Annotated in this window: 15 protein-coding genes; 2 read left to right on the forward strand and 13 right to left on the reverse strand. The window is 49.4% G+C overall.

Annotated features, from left to right (window positions below; translation table 11 throughout):
• Positions 1 to 48: 48 nt before the first annotated feature.
• Positions 49 to 747 carry a type IV pilin protein gene (locus B2118_RS03395; RefSeq protein ID WP_428053306.1) on the forward strand — a complete coding sequence of 233 codons (699 nt, stop codon included), beginning with the start codon at positions 49 to 51 and terminating at the stop codon, positions 745 to 747.
• A gap of 41 nt (positions 748 to 788) precedes the next feature.
• Here B2118_RS03395 and B2118_RS03400 read toward each other — a convergent pair whose 3' ends face one another.
• Genes B2118_RS03400 through cdd form a run of 5 tightly spaced genes read right to left on the reverse strand, consistent with a single transcriptional unit; the run spans position 789 to position 5,945 of the window.
• The gene (locus B2118_RS03400) at positions 789 to 2,294 is read right to left on the reverse strand and encodes a UDP-glucose--hexose-1-phosphate uridylyltransferase (RefSeq protein ID WP_428053307.1); all 1,506 of its coding nucleotides are present in this window, start codon (positions 2,292 to 2,294) and stop codon (positions 789 to 791) included.
• A 13-nt stretch (positions 2,295 to 2,307) separates the two neighbouring features.
• Positions 2,308 to 3,282, reverse strand: a complete 975-nt coding sequence (galE, locus tag B2118_RS03405) for a UDP-glucose 4-epimerase GalE (protein WP_428053308.1) — start codon at positions 3,280 to 3,282, stop codon at positions 2,308 to 2,310.
• 58 nt (positions 3,283 to 3,340) lie between these two features.
• Positions 3,341 to 4,513 carry a galactokinase gene (locus B2118_RS03410; protein ID WP_428053309.1) on the reverse strand — a complete coding sequence of 391 codons (1,173 nt, stop codon included), beginning with the start codon at positions 4,511 to 4,513 and terminating at the stop codon, positions 3,341 to 3,343.
• 30 nt (positions 4,514 to 4,543) lie between these two features.
• The gene (locus tag B2118_RS03415) at positions 4,544 to 5,482 is read right to left on the reverse strand and encodes a DUF5107 domain-containing protein (protein ID WP_428053310.1); all 939 of its coding nucleotides are present in this window, start codon (positions 5,480 to 5,482) and stop codon (positions 4,544 to 4,546) included.
• A gap of 28 nt (positions 5,483 to 5,510) precedes the next feature.
• Positions 5,511 to 5,945 (reverse strand): cytidine deaminase, encoded by a 435-nt coding sequence (gene cdd, locus B2118_RS03420; protein ID WP_428053311.1) that lies wholly within the window; start codon positions 5,943 to 5,945, stop codon positions 5,511 to 5,513.
• Between the two features lie 78 nt (positions 5,946 to 6,023).
• Between cdd and B2118_RS03425 the strand changes: the two genes are divergently transcribed.
• Positions 6,024 to 6,626: a GDSL-type esterase/lipase family protein gene (locus tag B2118_RS03425; protein ID WP_428053312.1), complete on the forward strand. Its 603-nt coding sequence runs from the start codon at positions 6,024 to 6,026 to the stop codon at positions 6,624 to 6,626.
• Here the strand turns inward: B2118_RS03425 and B2118_RS03430 are convergent, their stop codons facing one another.
• The 8 genes from B2118_RS03430 to B2118_RS03465 form a co-directional block, all read right to left on the reverse strand.
• A complete protein-coding gene (locus B2118_RS03430; protein ID WP_428053313.1) occupies positions 6,627 to 7,151 on the reverse strand; it encodes a hypothetical protein in 525 nt (174 codons plus the stop codon).
• A gap of 104 nt (positions 7,152 to 7,255) precedes the next feature.
• Positions 7,256 to 8,551: a 30S ribosomal protein S12 methylthiotransferase RimO gene (rimO, locus tag B2118_RS03435; RefSeq protein WP_428053314.1), complete on the reverse strand. Its 1,296-nt coding sequence runs from the start codon at positions 8,549 to 8,551 to the stop codon at positions 7,256 to 7,258.
• 29 nt (positions 8,552 to 8,580) lie between these two features.
• Positions 8,581 to 9,960: a TrkH family potassium uptake protein gene (locus B2118_RS03440; RefSeq protein WP_428053315.1), complete on the reverse strand. Its 1,380-nt coding sequence runs from the start codon at positions 9,958 to 9,960 to the stop codon at positions 8,581 to 8,583.
• 197 nt (positions 9,961 to 10,157) lie between these two features.
• Positions 10,158 to 11,174 (reverse strand): SPFH domain-containing protein, encoded by a 1,017-nt coding sequence (locus B2118_RS03445; RefSeq protein ID WP_428053316.1) that lies wholly within the window; start codon positions 11,172 to 11,174, stop codon positions 10,158 to 10,160.
• Positions 11,175 to 11,220: 46 nt separating this feature from the next.
• Positions 11,221 to 11,646 carry an NfeD family protein gene (locus tag B2118_RS03450; protein ID WP_428053317.1) on the reverse strand — a complete coding sequence of 142 codons (426 nt, stop codon included), beginning with the start codon at positions 11,644 to 11,646 and terminating at the stop codon, positions 11,221 to 11,223.
• 16 nt (positions 11,647 to 11,662) lie between these two features.
• Positions 11,663 to 12,508: a transglutaminase family protein gene (locus B2118_RS03455; RefSeq protein ID WP_428053318.1), complete on the reverse strand. Its 846-nt coding sequence runs from the start codon at positions 12,506 to 12,508 to the stop codon at positions 11,663 to 11,665.
• Between the two features lie 135 nt (positions 12,509 to 12,643).
• Entirely contained in the window at positions 12,644 to 13,279 is a 636-nt protein-coding gene (locus B2118_RS03460) for an OmpA family protein (RefSeq protein WP_428053319.1), read from the reverse strand.
• A gap of 132 nt (positions 13,280 to 13,411) precedes the next feature.
• Positions 13,412 to 16,810 carry an autotransporter domain-containing protein gene (locus tag B2118_RS03465; RefSeq protein WP_428053320.1) on the reverse strand — a complete coding sequence of 1,133 codons (3,399 nt, stop codon included), beginning with the start codon at positions 16,808 to 16,810 and terminating at the stop codon, positions 13,412 to 13,414.
• Positions 16,811 to 17,022: the final 212 nt, after the last annotated feature.

The raw sequence follows: 17,022 nt of genomic DNA on the forward strand, positions 1-17,022 counted from the left end.
TATAAAAGGCCGTTTTGCTCAAATATAAAGGCCTTAAAAGGAGAAAAAATGAAAGGGTTTAGTAATGTTTTATTGGCTTTTTTGTCATTCCAGGGACCGCATACGAGCGGGAACCTGGAATCCAGAAATAAAATGAGGGGTTTTTCTAATGAACAGACTGGATCCCAGGTCCACGCCTGGGATGACAACAACAACACCAGATCCCGTATAAAAACACTACGGGATGACGGCTTAACAACAAGTGTCCTCACGGTTAATATTGGTTCAATGAGTGCAGGTTTTACACTTATTGAACTATTAGTAGTTGTGCTCATTATTGGCATTTTGGCGGCGGTGGCACTGCCAAAATATGAATTAGCCGTAGCCAAAAGCCGCTTAACGGAAGTAAACATTATGCTCAAAAAAATTAGAGAAAATAACCAATTAATGAAGTTAAGCGGAAATGAGGGCGATACCGAAGCCTTGTACGAAGATACAGGCTTAACCTATTCCTCCACGGGGGGTGTGGGTGGCGCGGGTGGCGCTTCCAGCAAGAATTTTTGCTATGACCCTACTTGGGTAGGGTTTATTGTAATGCCTAAACCCTGCAAAGAGGATTCGGCTGACTATATGATTGATTTAATTGATGCAGCAGATGGAACTTACCGGCAAATCTGTATGGGAAAAACCGATTTTGGAAAAAGGCTTTGCAAAAGTGTTTGCGGTTCCGAATCGTGCGATATGATAACCAACAAACCGTCTAACTAATTAAAACCGCCCCGGGCAATAAAAAACCCGGGGCGTTGTGTTTATAACTTTTTGATAAACCTGTCAAAGGCCGCTTGGCCTTCGGGCGTACGTTTAAATACGCCCGCGTATTCCAGCACCTTGGCAAACACCTTTCCCACTTCGCTGTGCAAAATGGTTTGCGTGTTTTGCGGAGTAAAGGTGTATTTTTTAAGCAGTTCTTCGGCCCAGTCGGCGTGCTTGTTTAGTGTTTCGCTCTTTCGGATAGCGGATATATCACGCTTGATAAGCAGCGGTTCCAGGTCGGCCAGTTCCTTGGCCAGCCGCGCGGGCAGCACCGCAAGCCCCATTACCTCAATAAGGCCGATGTTTTCCTTTTTGATGTGCAAAACCTCTTGGTGGGGGTGGAAAATCCCCAACGGAAACTGCGCGGATGTTCGGTTGTTGCGCAGAACGAGGTCTATTTCAAACGCTTTGCCGCGCCGCCTGGCTATGGGCGTAATAGTGTTGTGCGGCGTATCGTTGGTGTGCGCTAAAATGTCGGCTTTTTCGTCGCTGTAAGCGCGCCATTTTTTAAGGATGTATCCGCTTGCTTCTATTAAATCTTTCTTACTTCCAACCAGGCGGATAACGCTCATCGGCCATTTGACTATGCCCGCCTTCACGCGCGGAAATTTTTTCAGTTTAAAAGTCCTTTCCTGGGGGGCTTTTTCCATCGCAAAGGTATATCGCCCACCCTGAAAGTGGTCGTGCGTTAAAATGGACCCGCCGACGATAGGCAAATCCGCGTTGGAGCCGATAAAATAATGCGGTAAAAAGTCCACAAAATTAAGCAGGCGCGCAAAGGTGGTTTGGGAAATCTTCATCGGTTCGTGGTGTCCGGAAAGGAAGATACAATGCTCGTTGTAATACACATACGGCGAGTATTGCAAATACCACGGGTCCCCGTCCTTTAATACGTCCAGCGCAATTAAGCGCAGGTTTTGGCGCGCCGGGTGATTAATCCGCCCCGCGTAGCCCTCGTTTTCTTTGCACAGCAGGCACAGGGGATAGGCGGATGCCTTGGCTTTTAAGGCGGCGGCGATGTCCTGCGGGCTCTTTTCGGGCTTGGACATATTAATCGTGATGTCCAATGTGCCGTATGGGGTGCGCGTCTTCCAAGCCAGGTTTTTAGCCACGCGTTCGGTGCGAATGTAGTCTAACGCGCGGGCGTCGTGGTAAAACTTGTCTGTGGCGGATTTGGGGCTCTTTTTGTGCAGTGTAAAGAACTCTTCGGTAACCGCAGAGGGCAAGCCCGCAAACACGCCCATTAATTTCGTGTCAAACAAATCGCGCATTGTAACCGTATCGGGCGAAATGAGGTTCTTTTCAACTGCCCAGTCGCAAATGTTTTTTAAAATTTCGCACGGAAATTTAGGCGTTTTACCCTTAAAGCCGCTGGGGGTGTATTCGTCCAAGTGCAGGAGAAATAACAGTTGGTTTACCGCCCAAGCGCGGTCGCGCGTCGCAAGCAGTTTTTCGTTTACCGCGTAGGCAACTAATTGGTCAATCAGTAAGTTGATGTCCATAGATAGAAATCTCCTAGTATTTGCGGTGCTGTTCCCAGTTCCAGGCGGTTTCAATAATGCGGGCCAAGTTATACTGCGGTTTCCAGCCCAGCGCCTTTTCAGCCTTGGCGCTGTCCGCCACCAACACGGCCGGGTCGCCCGCGCGGCGGGGGGCGTTTTCTACCTTAAAATCTATGCCCGTAATGCGTTTGGCTTCTTTGACGAGTTCGGCCACGGAAAAACCGTTCCCGCTGCCCAAGTTAAAGCGTTCGCTGACGTTGTCTTTAACCATTTTTTCAAGCGCCAAAATGTGCGCGCGGGCCAAATCGTTGACGTGAACGTAATCGCGTACGCAGGTTCCGTCCGGCGTGGGGTAGTCCGTGCCGAACATTTTAATAGAGGGGCGTTTGCCCGCGGCGGCTTGCAGAACAATGGGAATTAAGTGCGTTTCGGGGGTGTGCGATTCTCCAATTTCGCCCGAATCGTCCGCGCCGCTTGCATTAAAGTAGCGCAGAGCCGTGGCCTTTAAGCCGTAGGCGGTGTCAAAATCCGCAAGCATTTTTTCCACCATTAACTTGGTGTTGCCGTAGGGGTTAATGGGATTTTGCGGGTGGGTTTCGTCAATTTTGGGGCGGATAGGTTCGCCAAAGGTGGCCGCCGTGGAGGAAAACACAAAGTATTTAATGTGATTTTCCACCAATGCGTCCAGTAAATCCAGCACCTTGGCTACGTTGTTGTGGTAATATTTGGACGGCTCCTTGACGCTTTCGCCCACTTCGGCAAACGCGGCAAAGTGCATTACGGCCTCTATGCCGTATTTTTTAAATACTTCGGTTAAGCGGGCTTTGTCGCCCAAGTCGCCCAGTTCAAAGGGGTAGTTGGCTACGGCTTCCCTGTGCCCTTTGGAAAGATTATCAAATACGACCGGATTATAGCCCTGTTTGGCGAGCATCCGCACCATATGGGAGCCAATGTAGCCCGCGCCGCCAATTACTAAAATGTTCTTCATAGATTGTCCTCCAATAAAATTAACCTTTCCGGGGTGTTTAGCCCCGGACTAAAATTTTTTAGTACATCTTTTCTTCCTGCCGCGCCGGACCGCCGACGGAAGCAATATAAAAGTCCGCTTTGAGGCCTGTTTTGTCGTGGTAGATTTTGCCCACGTTATCAATAAAATGTTTTACGTCCGCGTCCTTTACCAAGGCAATCGCGCACCCGCCAAAGCCCGCGCCCGTCATCCGCGCACTCAAGACGCCCGGCTGCTGCCAGGCAGCCTCGGCCAAGGTGTCTAATTCCTTGCCGGTAACTTCGTAATCGTCGCGCAGGGAAATGTGGGACTCGTTCATTAATTTGCCGAAGGTCTTTAAATCGCCTGCCTTTAAGCGTTCCACCGCCTGCAAGGTGCGCTGGTTTTCATATACGGCGTGCTTGGCGCGTTTGCGTTCGGTCGGGTTGGTGATTAAATCCTTATTTTTTTCAAATTCGTCTATGGATAAATCGCCCAAGGACTTAATGGGCAGTTTGGTTTGCAGTGCCTTTAAGGCGCGTTCGCACTCGCCGCGGCGCTCGTTGTATTTGGAGTCCGCCAGTTCGCGGCGTTTGTTCGTGTTCATAATGACGATAGACACGCCCTTTAAATCCAGCGGGGCGTATTCGTAATTGAGCGTGTTGCAGTCTAAAAGTATGGCGCAGCCCTCTTTGCCCATACCAATAGCAAATTGGTCCATAATGCCGCAGTTCATCCCCACGAATTTATTTTCGGCTTCTTGGCAGAATTTCACCAATTCCACCTGCGGAATATAGAGGTTAAACACCTTGTTCATCGCTACGGCGGTAGCCAGTTCTATGGACGCAGAGGACGACAGCCCCGCCCCGTTGGGGATGTCTCCCCAGTACATCAGTTCAAAACCTTGGTCAATGTCGTAACCGTGGTTTTGGAGCGTTTTAATAACGCCCAGCGGATAGTTGGCCCAGTCCTGTTTTTTATCGTAGGAAATATTGTTTAAATCTGCGTCTATAATGCCTTTTTCGGGAAAGTTGAGCGAGTAAAGGCGGATTTTTTTGTCGTCTCGTTTGCAAAACACGCAATGCGTGCCGAACGAGAGCGCGCACGGGAAGACGTGCCCGCCGTTATAGTCGGTATGTTCGCCGATTAAATTAACGCGCCCCGGAGCAAAAAAGTAGAGTTTTTCCTTTTTAAAGACTTCGTTGAATTTGCTTCTTAAAGCCAGTTGGTTCATAGTTATCCCCTTGGCGCCACGGCGCCTGTGTTAAAGCACGGTCATTTTTAATTTCCAAACAAATTTGTCTTTGGGCTCTATTACGGCGGTGCGGCACAGTTTGTTGGCGACGTATAAATCGTCAAACTCGCCCGTGCACGGTTCCAAGGCGATGTTGTAATCGCCGCGGTAGCCGCCCTGTGTCTTCCAAATGCCCAAATAAGGTATTTTTTTACCGTCGTAATCGTAGCGGAGTTCTTCGCCTGTGTCGGTATGCTCAATGGCGCACCAGCCGGCTAAATTAAGCGCGGTAAAGTAAAATTTTTCGCAGTTGCCCGCACTTGCGGGTTCGGTGGCGGCGAGGTCTATCTTCTGTCCGTGTACATCGGTAGCATAGGGATAGGAATAGCGCGAACCCCACACGCCCAAATGCTGGGTGGAGTGTTCCACCGTCATTACTTGGGTTAAATTTTCCGGCACGATTAGGCGCGTGGCGGGGGAACACGCCAGCAAACAATGCGGCGTCCAAATAAATTTAAATTCCTCGCACGAGGTGTTTTCCACTTCGTATTCAAAGATGATTTCGTTTTGGTTTAACGTCGTCCGGCGGGAAAAAATATACGGGAAAACCTGGCTTTTGGTAAACGCCTTTACCGATTTCCCGTCCGGCGAGGCGACGCCTTCCCAAGGCAGCGTCCACACTTCGCCGTGGTCCGGCACGGGCAGGCCTTTGTAAGCCCCGTCCGGGTACGGACAGGCGTCAATAGAGGGGAACACTTCGTCAAAGCCGCTGGAATCGTACGCGGAAAACGGCGCGCCGTATTCGGGTATGCGCAAGGTATCTTCCTTGGATTGGAACAGCCACTCCCGGCCTGTTTTCTTGCTGATTAAACTGGCCAGTTTGAACCCGTAACCGGGCAGAAAAGTCAGGCGCAGGGTTTCATTTTCCAGCACAAGGGCGGAAAGCCCTTTATAGACGACTTCGGTCATAAGGTTCCTCTAGTGTGTAAAAGCGGAATTATTTTTCCGTAAATTTATCAAACGGATACGGCATAATGTCGCGCAGTTGCTTTTTATAGGCGATGCGCTTGGTTCCGTTTAATACGGCAATGTATATGGGCGTATCAGGCGCCATAAACTCGCTCATTACCTGGCGGCAAGCACCGCAAGGCGAGTTAAACGTCAGCCCGGGCAATTTTTGCGTGATGAGGGCCAGCGCGCGGAAACGGCGTTTACCCGCACTGACGGCCGCGAATATCGCGTTGCGTTCAGCACACACGGTCAGCCCATAGGAAGCGTTTTCAATATTGGTGCCTGCGAAGATATGGTTATCCTCCGTAAGCACGGCCGCACCTACTTTAAATTTGGAGTAGGGCGAGTAGGAATTTTCCCGCGCGTTCTGCGCGGCGTCTAACAGACTTTTTTCTTCGTCTTTGCTCAGCGGTATTCTCATACTCTTATTCTATAATAAAGTAACAAAAAGTCAACCCTTTTTTTGTACGCGCGTACGGCGCTGTGTTATAATAAGGGTATGAAAAAGATACTTTTAATTGCTTTATGCGTGGGCCTTTTGTATTGGGCTTTTGGACCGGAAAAGGCGGAAATTAAAAACCTGCATAACCCCGGTTTAGCCGTGGTGGCGTTTGGCGATAGTTTAACGGCCGGATACGGCGCCGGGAGGGAAAATTCCTACCCCAGCGTGCTTGCCAAAAGGATTAGTCGCCCGGTGGTGAATTTGGGTTTGTCCGGCGATACGGGCGCGGCGGCCCCGGTGCGTTTGGAATATGTGCTGGAACAAAACCCGTATATGGTGTTAATTGAGTTCGGCGGAAACGATTTTATGCGCGGGGTAGGTTTAGAGGAAACGGAGAAATCTATCCGGCAAATTGTGGACGCGGTCCAGCAGGCGGGGGCCATAGCCGTACTGGTAGATACGGGGGGATATTCCCAAATGGCGCGTTACACTAAACTTTATAAACGGATTGCCAAGGAAACGGGCTCCGTTTTTGTGCCGGGCATTTTGGACGGCATCTTCCACCAAAATAAATACAAATCAGACCAAATCCATCCCAACGCCGCGGGGTACGAAATTGTTGCCGACCGCGTGCATAAGGCTATCAAACCGTATTTATAATTAAATAAAAGGGTTATAGGCCCATTGGAGAAGGGCTTGGCGTTGCTTGGGACGGCACAAAATATCCCCCGGCAGACAATTTCTTTCTACTTGTACCAAATGCCGTTTAAAATTTTTCCAGCGGGCTATTTGCAGTTCATCTAGTTGGGGAATCCTCCGCCCTAACCAATATCTACAATACCATTGAAACCACCCTCGCGGATCCGGAGATAAAATCCACCCTCGTTTTAGCCACTCGCTTCTGTCTAGGCGGGCTTTCACTCCAAAACAGTTTAAGGTGATGTCGGGGCGGGTGTAATTTAGTTTGGCCTTTATAAACCACTCGGCTGGAAATTCATCGGTACAATCGGTCAAATAATGCCCTTCAAATACGCCCATTTCTAACATTTGCATAGGGGTCAGTTGTGGTGAAAAAGTCAAATTTCTTCCAGGCTGTTCTTCCAGCAAGTAAGAATAATTCCTTTGCATTTTGTCTTTCACCGTAATTTGAATGCCCTGTTGGTATTTAGATAAGGATTTTTTCATAAGCACCTCTTTTATTTTAGGATAATAAAAAAGGCGCTTGCGGATAATGTAAAAAAGAGGTTAGAAAAACGCCCCGGGCAAATGAAAAACCCGGGGCGTTTACCTTACTTTTTGATAATTTTCAGGGGTTCTAGTACGCGGTCGTAACCGGTGGCGGCTACAATGCGCCCTTTGAAAATACAGCCGGGCGTAACGGGCTTGGTAAAGGTTACCCGTCCGTCAATATCCGGCGCATCCTTATAGGTGCGGCCAAAATCCGCGCCGTCCGCAATGGCTTCCAGTTCCGTGCCGATAAGTTTTTGGTTGATTCTATCAATCACGCGGCTTTGCACTTCTTCCAGTTCGCGTGCGCGGCGGTGCTTTACACTTGCCGGGATTTGCTTCATATCATAGGCGGCGGTGCCTTTTTCGCGGAAGTATTCAAACACGCCCATATTGTCAAATTCGTATTCGCGTACAAAGTCCTTTAATTCTTCAAAGTCCTGCTCCGTTTCTTCCGGGAACCCCACAATAAAGTTGGTGCGCAGGGAAACGTCCGGGATTTCCTTTTTGAGCATATCCAGCGTGGCGCGCACTTTTTTGCCGTCGCACTGGCGCTTCATATTTTTAAGCACCGGGTCCGCGATGTGCTGCAACGGAATATCCACATAATGGAAAATCTTTTCTTCCCCGGCGATAAGTTGCGCCAGTTCGCGCGTAACCATATTGGGGTACGCATACATAATGCGTAGCCGCCCCAGTCCGCGGATTTTTAACAATTTTTTAAGCAATTCCGTCACTTGCGGTTTTTTATACAGGTCAATCCCGTAGGACGTGGTGTCCTGCGCGATAAGGGAAATTTCCTTCACGCCGTTTTGCGTCATCAGGCGCGCTTCCTGCACCACTTGCTCCATTGGTTTGGAGCGATATGCCCCACGGATAAAGGGAATCGTGCAATAAGCACAGCGGTAGTTGCACCCGTCGGCAATTTTTAAATAGGCGGTGTGCGAGGCCGTCAGACTCATTTTGTACTCGGGAATATACAGGGCGTTTGCCAAGGACTCCAAAAACAAGCCGTTCTGCCCGATAATATCCTCAATATGTTCCTGCGCGGCAATGGAGAAAACTAAATCCGCTTCCGGGAAGTCCTTTGACATTTTATCCTTGTAGCGGTCCACCATACAGCCGGTAACGGCCACACGTTTGATTTTGCCCTCTTTTTTAAGTTCCAGCGCGCGTCGTATTTCGGCCGTGCCTTCTTTGACGGCGGAGGAAATAAATCCGCAGGTGTTAATAATAACGGTGTCGGCTTCCTCGGGAGAGAAGACGAGTTCGTGCCCGCTGGCCAAAAGCCGGGCGGAAAATTCTTCACTATTGGTTAAGTTTTTGGGGCAACCCAAACTGATAAGATAAAATTTCATACTTATATTTTACTAAATTGGCCTTTCGGTTAGACGGCTACGTCCTCTTTTTCGGCGGGTTTGCCGTCGTCGTCCTCGTCATCGTTGCCGAGCAGCGCCATACCAAACGTAACTACGCCGATACGCCCGATAAGCATCGTGCCGATAATAATCAATTTGCCTAGCCACGAAAGGTGGGCCGTAATCCCCGTGGATAAACCCGAGGTACTCAATGCGGCGGAGGCTTCAAATACTAAATCTAAAAACGGCAGTTTTTCCGTCCACGTCAACAGGAAAATACTGGCAAACAGCATTAACGCATAGAGCAAAAATGTGGAGGTGGCCGCGTACATCCGCACCAAGGGCAACCGGCGGCCCATCATTTCCACGCGCTCGTGCAGACGCAGTCGGTTGTACATAATCGCCATTACGCTTACAAATGCGGTTGTTTTGATGCCGCCCGCCGTGCCGGAGGGGGAGCCGCCAATGCTCATAAGCAAAATTAAAATTAGCAAAGAACACGAGGACATAATGTTTATTCCCACAGTGTTGAACCCGGCGGTAGTCATCGCGGCGACGGACTGGAAGAAGGCTTCCCAAAACGAAAGCCCCGGCGTGGTTACAAATAAGGTAAATGTGCCGAACGCAACCATTACAAGCGTGGAAAGACATATAAGTTTGGTGGTAAAGGAAATCTCTTTCGTGCGGCGGCAGATAAAGTTAAACAGGTCCGTTACCACAATAAAACCCATTGCGCCCGCCAACATCAGGCAGGACATTACCAAGTTAATGGTTTTGCTGTCTGCGAAGTTTTCCAAACTGTTGTTCCAAAGCGAAAAACCCGCCGTACAAAACGCGGAAACGCTGTGGAAAATGCTATACCAGGCCGCCTGTAAAATCGTATAGTCGTGGTGGCGGAAATAATTAAACAAAAAGACTGCGCCGATACTTTCGGCAATGACCGTAAAGGCGAGCGCGGCCCACAGAAAGTCGGACAGTTTTAATGTATTGGGCAAGGCCACCTCGGCGGTGAGGGCGTCCTGCTGGCTTTTGCGCAGTCGGTGCTTTTGGGAAAAGGACAAATACACAAACGAGGCGAACGTCATATATCCCACGCCGCCCACTTGAATAAGAATTAATACCACCAATTTGCCCAAAAATGTGTACGAGTCAGCAAAGTTTACGCTGTTGAGCCCGGCGGTGGAGACGGCCGCCGCAGCCGTGAAGAGGTTATCCAAAAACGAAACGTGTACCGTATTCATAAACGGTAGCGAAAGGATAATCCACCCGATAAGCGTGTAGGACAAAACGGTTTGGGCGATGTTTTGGTGCGGGGTTAGGCGCACGAGAAACAGCGAATATTTTTTGAGTGTGATTTTGGTAAATTCTTTTACTTCGGCATATACCTGATGCCAGTTAATTTTTCCCATAAAATTATTATAGTAAATCCTGAGCCTTGCAGGCCGCACGCTGCGCGCCGCCACTCAATGCGCAGGGCGGCGATTGGTGGAGCCGGCAGACACTCGGAAATAACAACTAAAAGGAAAAAGTCGTTACAGACCGTTAGAATAAAAAACACCCCGGAAAAGTAAAATCCCGGGGTGGTATAATCTCTTGTCTGTTAAACTTATTTGGTGGGTACGCCGCCTGTTAAGTCCTTGATAGCGGCTACCGCGCCCAACACATTGGAGGCTTCGTAGGGCATATAGACGATTTTGTTGTCCTTTCCTTCGGTCATTTTGGTTAAGGCTTCAATGTATTTGAGCGAAATCATATAACTGGCCGGGTTGGAGGATTGGGCCACCGTGGCGGCTACAATCTTGACTGATTCGGCTTCCGCCTGCGCCACCTTGATTTTGGCTTCCGCCACACCTTCCGCCTGCAAAATGGCGGATTGCTTTAACCCTTCGGCCTTTTTAATTTCGCTTTCGCGCACGGCTTCGGCCTTTAAAATTTGGGCCGTTTTCGTACCTTCGGCTTCCGTTACCATTGCGCGGCGGTCGCGTTCGGCCTTCATTTGTTTTTCCATCGCTTCGCGGATGGCGGCGGGGGGAATAATGTCCTGCAATTCCACGCGGTTGACCTTTACGCCCCACTTGTTGGACGCGTCGTCCAAAATTACCTGCAATTTGCTGTTGATGATTTCGCGCGAGGTAAGCGTTTGGTCCAAGTCCATTTCGCCAATGATGTTTCTTAACGTGGTTTGCGTTAATTTTTCAATGGCGGTGGGCAGCGATTCCACCTTGTAGGCGGCTTTAATCGGGTCCGTGATTTGAAAATAGAGCAAGGCGTTAATTTCAATGCCTACGTTATCCTTGGTGATTACGCTCTGGCGCGGGAAGTCATACACCGTTTCGCGCATATCAATCGTGTCGCGCATTTCCATAAACGGCACAGAGCGCGTGCGCCCCGTGGAGTCCAAATATTCCCGGCTGTTGCGCCACTCCATTAAGTGCGGTTTATCCATAAGCGGGATAATCCAGTTAATGCCCGGGTTCAGCGTTTCCAAATATTTACCGAAACGCTCAATAATAATCACCTGCGCCTGGCGCACAATCACAATGCCCTTGGCGATGATGACGATGACAAAGAAGATAAAAGCGGCTAAAAAAATCAGCCCGAAGTTCCCTGCGGTTTCTGTCATAGACTGCTCCTTTTTTTATGTTACGCCCGTAGGCGTTCCTGCCAAATTATTGTTTGCGTACCGTTAAGGTTACGCCGTCCAACTTTTCCACCACGCATTTAGCGCCCACATTTAAAGGCTCTTTGGCGGTGGCCTTCCAACTTTCGCCTTCTACCTTTACGCGACCTGTACCCTTTACGGGGTCAATGGCGATTTCCACCACGGCGGGCTTGCCAAGCACGTCCTCTGCGGGTGTTTTAACGGCCTTGGCCTTGCCGTAGAGGTGTTTTAAGGCAAACGGGCGCACGCCTATCCAAGCAATGGCGGAAATGGCGGCAAATACGCCTACTTGGGCCCATAAACCAAGCCCAAAATAGGCCACCGCGGCCGCGCCCAACAGGCCGGTACCCAAACACGCGAGCGAAAACTCCATAGAAAACATCTCGCCCACGAAACAACCCACGGCGATAATTAACCATACATAATAGTTCATTTTTTTCTCCTTGGGGTTAGCCCTTGATAATATCCAAATAGCCGCGCAGGTATTTTAAACGCCTTTCGTCGCGGATTTTGTTTAAGGCATAAATCATATTGGCGATGAAACGCCGGATAATCAAGCGGGAGGAAAGCGGGGTTAAAAAGGCGTTATTCCAGGCCAGTTGGCGGACCTCAATGTATTGGCGGCAGTCGCGCTCGCTTAATACTTTGCCGTTGTCCAAGGGGTCAATAAACAGGGCCTCGCCCGTTGCGGGGTTTTGTAAATTTACCAGAATCCGCCCGGCTAAATCAATGAGGTTTACGTCTAATCCAAAGCGTTGTCCCAAGACGGTATATAAGCAAGCCATACACAGCCCGGAGCCGCGTTTTTTGGCTAAAAAGCGCGAAAAGGACATATCCTTTATGTCTGCGCTGGTGGATAAGGCGGAAAATTGGCGGACATTAAAAATATAATGGCCCAAAATAGCGGCAATTTCGCCGTAATTAGCGGCGTTTAATAAGGCCGGGCGCAAGTCCTGCGCCATACGGTCTAACGGTGCGGCAATATCCCCGCGCGCGGTGGTAGGGCTGGTAAATTTGGCCAGTAACGTGAGGCCCTCTTCCAAGTCCGGGTTGATTTTGGCACAGTAGCGCGCCAAGGCTTTGGAAAGGTCTTCCCAGCAGATTTCTTCCAGCGTGCGCACGACGGTGCGCGGCGCAGAGGATTGGAATTCCTCTTGCATTACGCGCTCCACTTGGTCGGGGGTTTGCTTGATAGCGGCGGCCAAAGCGTTCTTCAAAACGGGGCCGTAAGTGTCGCCCTCCGTTTCCAAGAGTTTAATAAGTGCTTTGATACCGTCGTAACCGAGAATAGCCATATAATAAAAGATAGCAAATTGGGGGTGTTTTTTCTACTATTTTTTGAGGCGCTTTTATTGACGATAATTCAAATGAAAACCCCACCCGGGAATATCCCAAGGGTGGGGTGTTTCAGCAATATCGCTTCAAAAAAGTTATTGGATATCTTTTTCGTTGGCGGTGATTTGCAAGACTACGCGGCGGTTCTGCGCGCGGCCGGCAGCGGTGGCGTTGCTGGCAATCGGGTTAGCGGAACCATAGCCCACATAGGTAATGCTCTTGGTCTTTAAACCGCTGCCCAAGAGGAAATCATACACGGCTTTGGCGCGTTGGGTGGAAAGTTTGTTGTTAATCGCGTCAGAACCGGTAGAATCGGTGTATCCCTGTACCACAATGCGGTTTTTGGGGTATTTTTTGAACACTCTGTTCAGGTCCGTCAGCGTCTGCATAGAATCAGCGCTCAGTTCGGAACTGCCGGTAGCGAACAAAATATCGTTCTTCAAGTAAACTTGAATACCGTTGTCGGTTTTAACTACTTCGGCAATTTTGGCCAGTTCCTTGGCTTGTCTGTCGTAATAGTTGCCCAACGCACCGCCTACGGCCAAGCCCGCGAGCGCGCCGTAAATAGCGCCGTGTTCGCTCTTGTGGCCGGAGTTGTTGGCGATGATAGCGCCGGCAGCCGCACCTACGGCAGCGCCGCCAGCGGCGCCCCAAGCGGTTCTTTTGCCGGGGGTGGTGCAGGCCGCGCTCAAAAGGGCGCAAACCGTGCAAAGCAAAACAACTTTCTTCATACTAGATGTATCTCCTTGTACAGCATTTTTAAAGTATATATATTTTACTTTTTTTGACGTTTGCTTCAAAGTATTTTTGATAAAAAAACCGGCCCCCTGTAAAGGAGGCCGGTTTGAAAAACTTAACTTGCGTTAGAACAAATAGCGCACTTTAAGCGTGCCCGTGTGGGAATTGTAATCTTGGCGGAAGTTGCCTTCGTAGCCAAGGAGCGCTTCCCAATTATCGGACAGGTAAGCCGACACGGAAGCACCCGCTTCAACGCCCAAGCGGTGCAAGCGTTCGCCGGAAATGGAGTAGTTGCTCCCATTGGGCAGAACCACATTTCCCTGCGCGTTGTCGCTTACAAAATCGTACGACAAGCCCGCGTGCAACTGCGGCAGTAAGCGCAAGGCGGACGAAGCATATACTTCATTTTTAAGCGTTACACCCAGCACACCGGAGAGATAAGAATTTTGCTCGGCGGAAACGGCTTGGTCGGCAGAATCTTTGTATCCTTCCTGTTGCAGGTTGATGTAGCGCAAGCCCAAGGTGGGGGTAAACATATCAGTCAGTTCATACCCCGCGGTGGCTTGGGCAGAATAGGATTTAACGTGATAATCCGCATTTACGTTTAAGCCGGGCAGATATTTGGCTTCTTCGTATTTGGAATCGCCGTAACCCAAGGACGCTTGCACATAGAAGCGGCTGGGGCGGTATTGGCCATAGACAAAGAAGTTATCGCCTAAAATGCGGTCGTGGCGACCGTCGGACGATACATTGGTATGCGTGTAAGCATAGCCTGCCCCGAGCAAAATATCGTCGTTTACGGCAGTATCTGCACCAAAGGCAAGGCCGGTGCTGCTGCCCGTAAAGGCGGCAGTATCAGCGGCTTCCTTGTGCGATTTATTGAGTAATCCCTGCATCCAAATGGAGTAGGAACCTTGTTTTTGAACTTTTTGCTCATCGTCCAACGCAAAGGCCTGCGGGGCTGCATTGGCCGCGGTGTCCATACGGGTTTGCAGGGAGTTGAACACCTCGCGCGCGATAGAACCGTGTACTACCTGTTTGGCGGAAGCCGCTTCCGGCGCGACGGCGTTGGTGGCCGCTACGGCCGCGGAAACATCGGTTTGAGCCAAGCGGTTGATGACGTCGGCCGTTTGGTTGGCGGCATCGGAGCCCATATCGGACGAATTGGTAAACGCGTTGATAACATTGGCGTTATTGGCGTTTCCGCCCGCGTTGGCAATTTCTTTATTGGTTTCTTCCTGCGTTTTGCGTACGGCGGTAACAATGTTGTTATCAAAGGTTACATTGTAGAGCGCGTTGGACGCGTCCGCCATAGCAAAGGAACCGTTTTTAACATCGGTTCCGTTGGTCAGTTCGTGGCTGATGCCCGTGGTGTCGGTCAAAAAGTCGCGAGAGAGCGTAACCAGCAGTTTGGCGCTGTCGCTGGCGTTTTCACCAATGGTAATGGTGTTGGCTTTCAGGTTGCCCATCGTATCGTTGCCAAATTCCACGGCCAAAGTAGCGCCGTTGTCAAAGGCAATGCTGTCCGCTTCCGCGGTGCTTTGGCCCAGGTTCAGCACAGACGAACCTTTTACGTTCAAAGCGCCGTTACCCGTAATGCCTCCCGCCAAAGTGGTGGTGCCGGAATTGATATTTAACGTACCGTCATTATGAATATCGTTCGCAACTCCATTAGCGGTGTTGTCCGCAAAGGTGTTGTTGCCTTCCAGGTTCAAAACGGCTTTGTTGGCGTTGAAAATAGCGCCGCCTTTGGTGCCGGCCTTGTTACCCGTAAAGGTGGAGTTTTTGATGGTGTTGGGGTTGCCATTGCCGCCAATTAAGTAGTTGGCAATCGCGCCACCCTCTTCCGAGGCAATGTTATCCGCAAAGGTTACATTGTCCAATTTAATATAGGCCACCGGATCCTCTGGGGTCCCCTGCCCTTGATTGGTAGAGGCAATCGCGCCCCCGCGGTTACCTTTATTGCCCGTGAAAGAGGAATCTTTCATCGTTAATTGGCCCCAACCGCCAACGTAAATAGCACCGCCTTCACCTTGATTCATGGTGCTTTCATTATTAGTGAAACTTGTTTTCGTGATTTCCGCTTCGGAATATACACCAATCGCACCAGCACCATCTGCTGCAGTATTTGTGATAAATTCCGAATTAAGGATAGTTAATTTACCGCCGGCATCTTTCGGCCCGGGGGCAGGGGTTGCTTGCAAAATGGCACCACCTTGCGAAGAGGCTTTATTGTCAAGAAATTTGCCTCCATCAATTTTAATAAAGGCATTGTTTTGAAATATAGCACCACCTTCATCAGAAGTATTGGCTTTAAAAGTCGTGTTTTTAATGTCGGTTAAAGCGGTGCCACGGCCACTACCAGCAGTAATATCATTGGTAAACAATGCGCCTCCACGACCAGGTTCGTCTTCTCCACGGCCAGGTGCATTATTTTGAGAGAAAATGGTATCTTCTAAGGAAAGGTCCGCATGCGTCAAAATTGCACCACCCAGAGGGGAGTTGTTGTTGGTAAATGACGAATTGGCATTGATTGTCAAAGTTCCCCAGTTGGAGATTGCTCCGCCATAGGAAGTTCCTTTGTTACCGTCAAAGGTGCTTCCAGCAATGGTCAGGGCCCCTTTGTTACCACCTTTATCAACTTTACCATTGTTGTAAATGGCACCGCCTTCATTGGCCTCGTTATTTGTAAAGGAGGTATTGCTGATAGAGACGAAGCCCTCTTTTGTATTGCTGTTGTAAAAGGTGTTGTAGAAGGCCCCGCCTTTTTCAGCCGCTTTATTACCTGCAAAATTAGAATCTACAATATCTAATTTCGCTAATTTATTGTTGGCTTTATCGTGTTCGCGGGTAGCCAAGGCTCCACCATTGATAGAGGACATATTGTCCTTGAAGGTATTTTGGTTCAATGTCGTTAAGGATTCTGCTCCCAAGAACATTGCGCCACCACCGCCAGTGCCGCCTTCTACGGTGTTACCAGTAAAGGTAACATAGTTTAAATCAGCCTTAGAAAATAAACCGACAGCCCCACCACCTTCGGCATTACTGGCTTTAGCGCTATTGTTGGTAAAGGCCACATTGTTCATTTGCAGTGTGTTAAGCGGGTTTCCTTTTTTGTGCAAAGCCAAATAAATTGCCCCAGCTCCTGCTTCACTGTCAACAGCGTTGTTGTCCCTAAATTCAGTATTTGTAATGGTGGTATTACCGCGCAGGAATAGAGCTCCTCCCGCATTGGCTGTGTTATTTGCAAAAGTTCCACCTTGAATGTTTAATTGAGCATTGTAATCTTTATTTTCAATAGCACCCCCTAAGTCGTTTGTGCTGTTTGTAGAAAAGTTTACATTGCGAGTAGTAAGTTTGCTTTCGTTTAGTATAGCGCCGTCTGTATAGTTTTTATAGTCCACGTCAGAAAGAGTTGTTTCTTCCGTGATGATTTCATGCGCAGCGAAAGCAGGCGTACCATATGTAGCAAGCAGGCTGGCGCTTAACGTAAGTGCCAGCGTTTTGTGCAAAATAGGATTCATTATGTCTCCTGTGTAAAATCAAGTTTTTGGATAGTCTGCACGAAGAACACCTAAATGCTTCCAAAAACCAAGCGAGTGTGGGATACTGCGGGCTTGTTTTTCATTCCTCCTACAAAAACGAGAAACAAACTGTCAGCCCATCCTCACGGGTAGTACAACGGCGGACGCGTAAGCGTCCGCCACATAATTAAATTATAGCATACAGAAAGCAA

It is taken from the genome of Candidatus Avelusimicrobium stercoris (assembly GCF_002437085.1).
Lineage (GTDB): Bacteria > Elusimicrobiota > Elusimicrobia > Elusimicrobiales > Elusimicrobiaceae > Avelusimicrobium > Avelusimicrobium stercoris.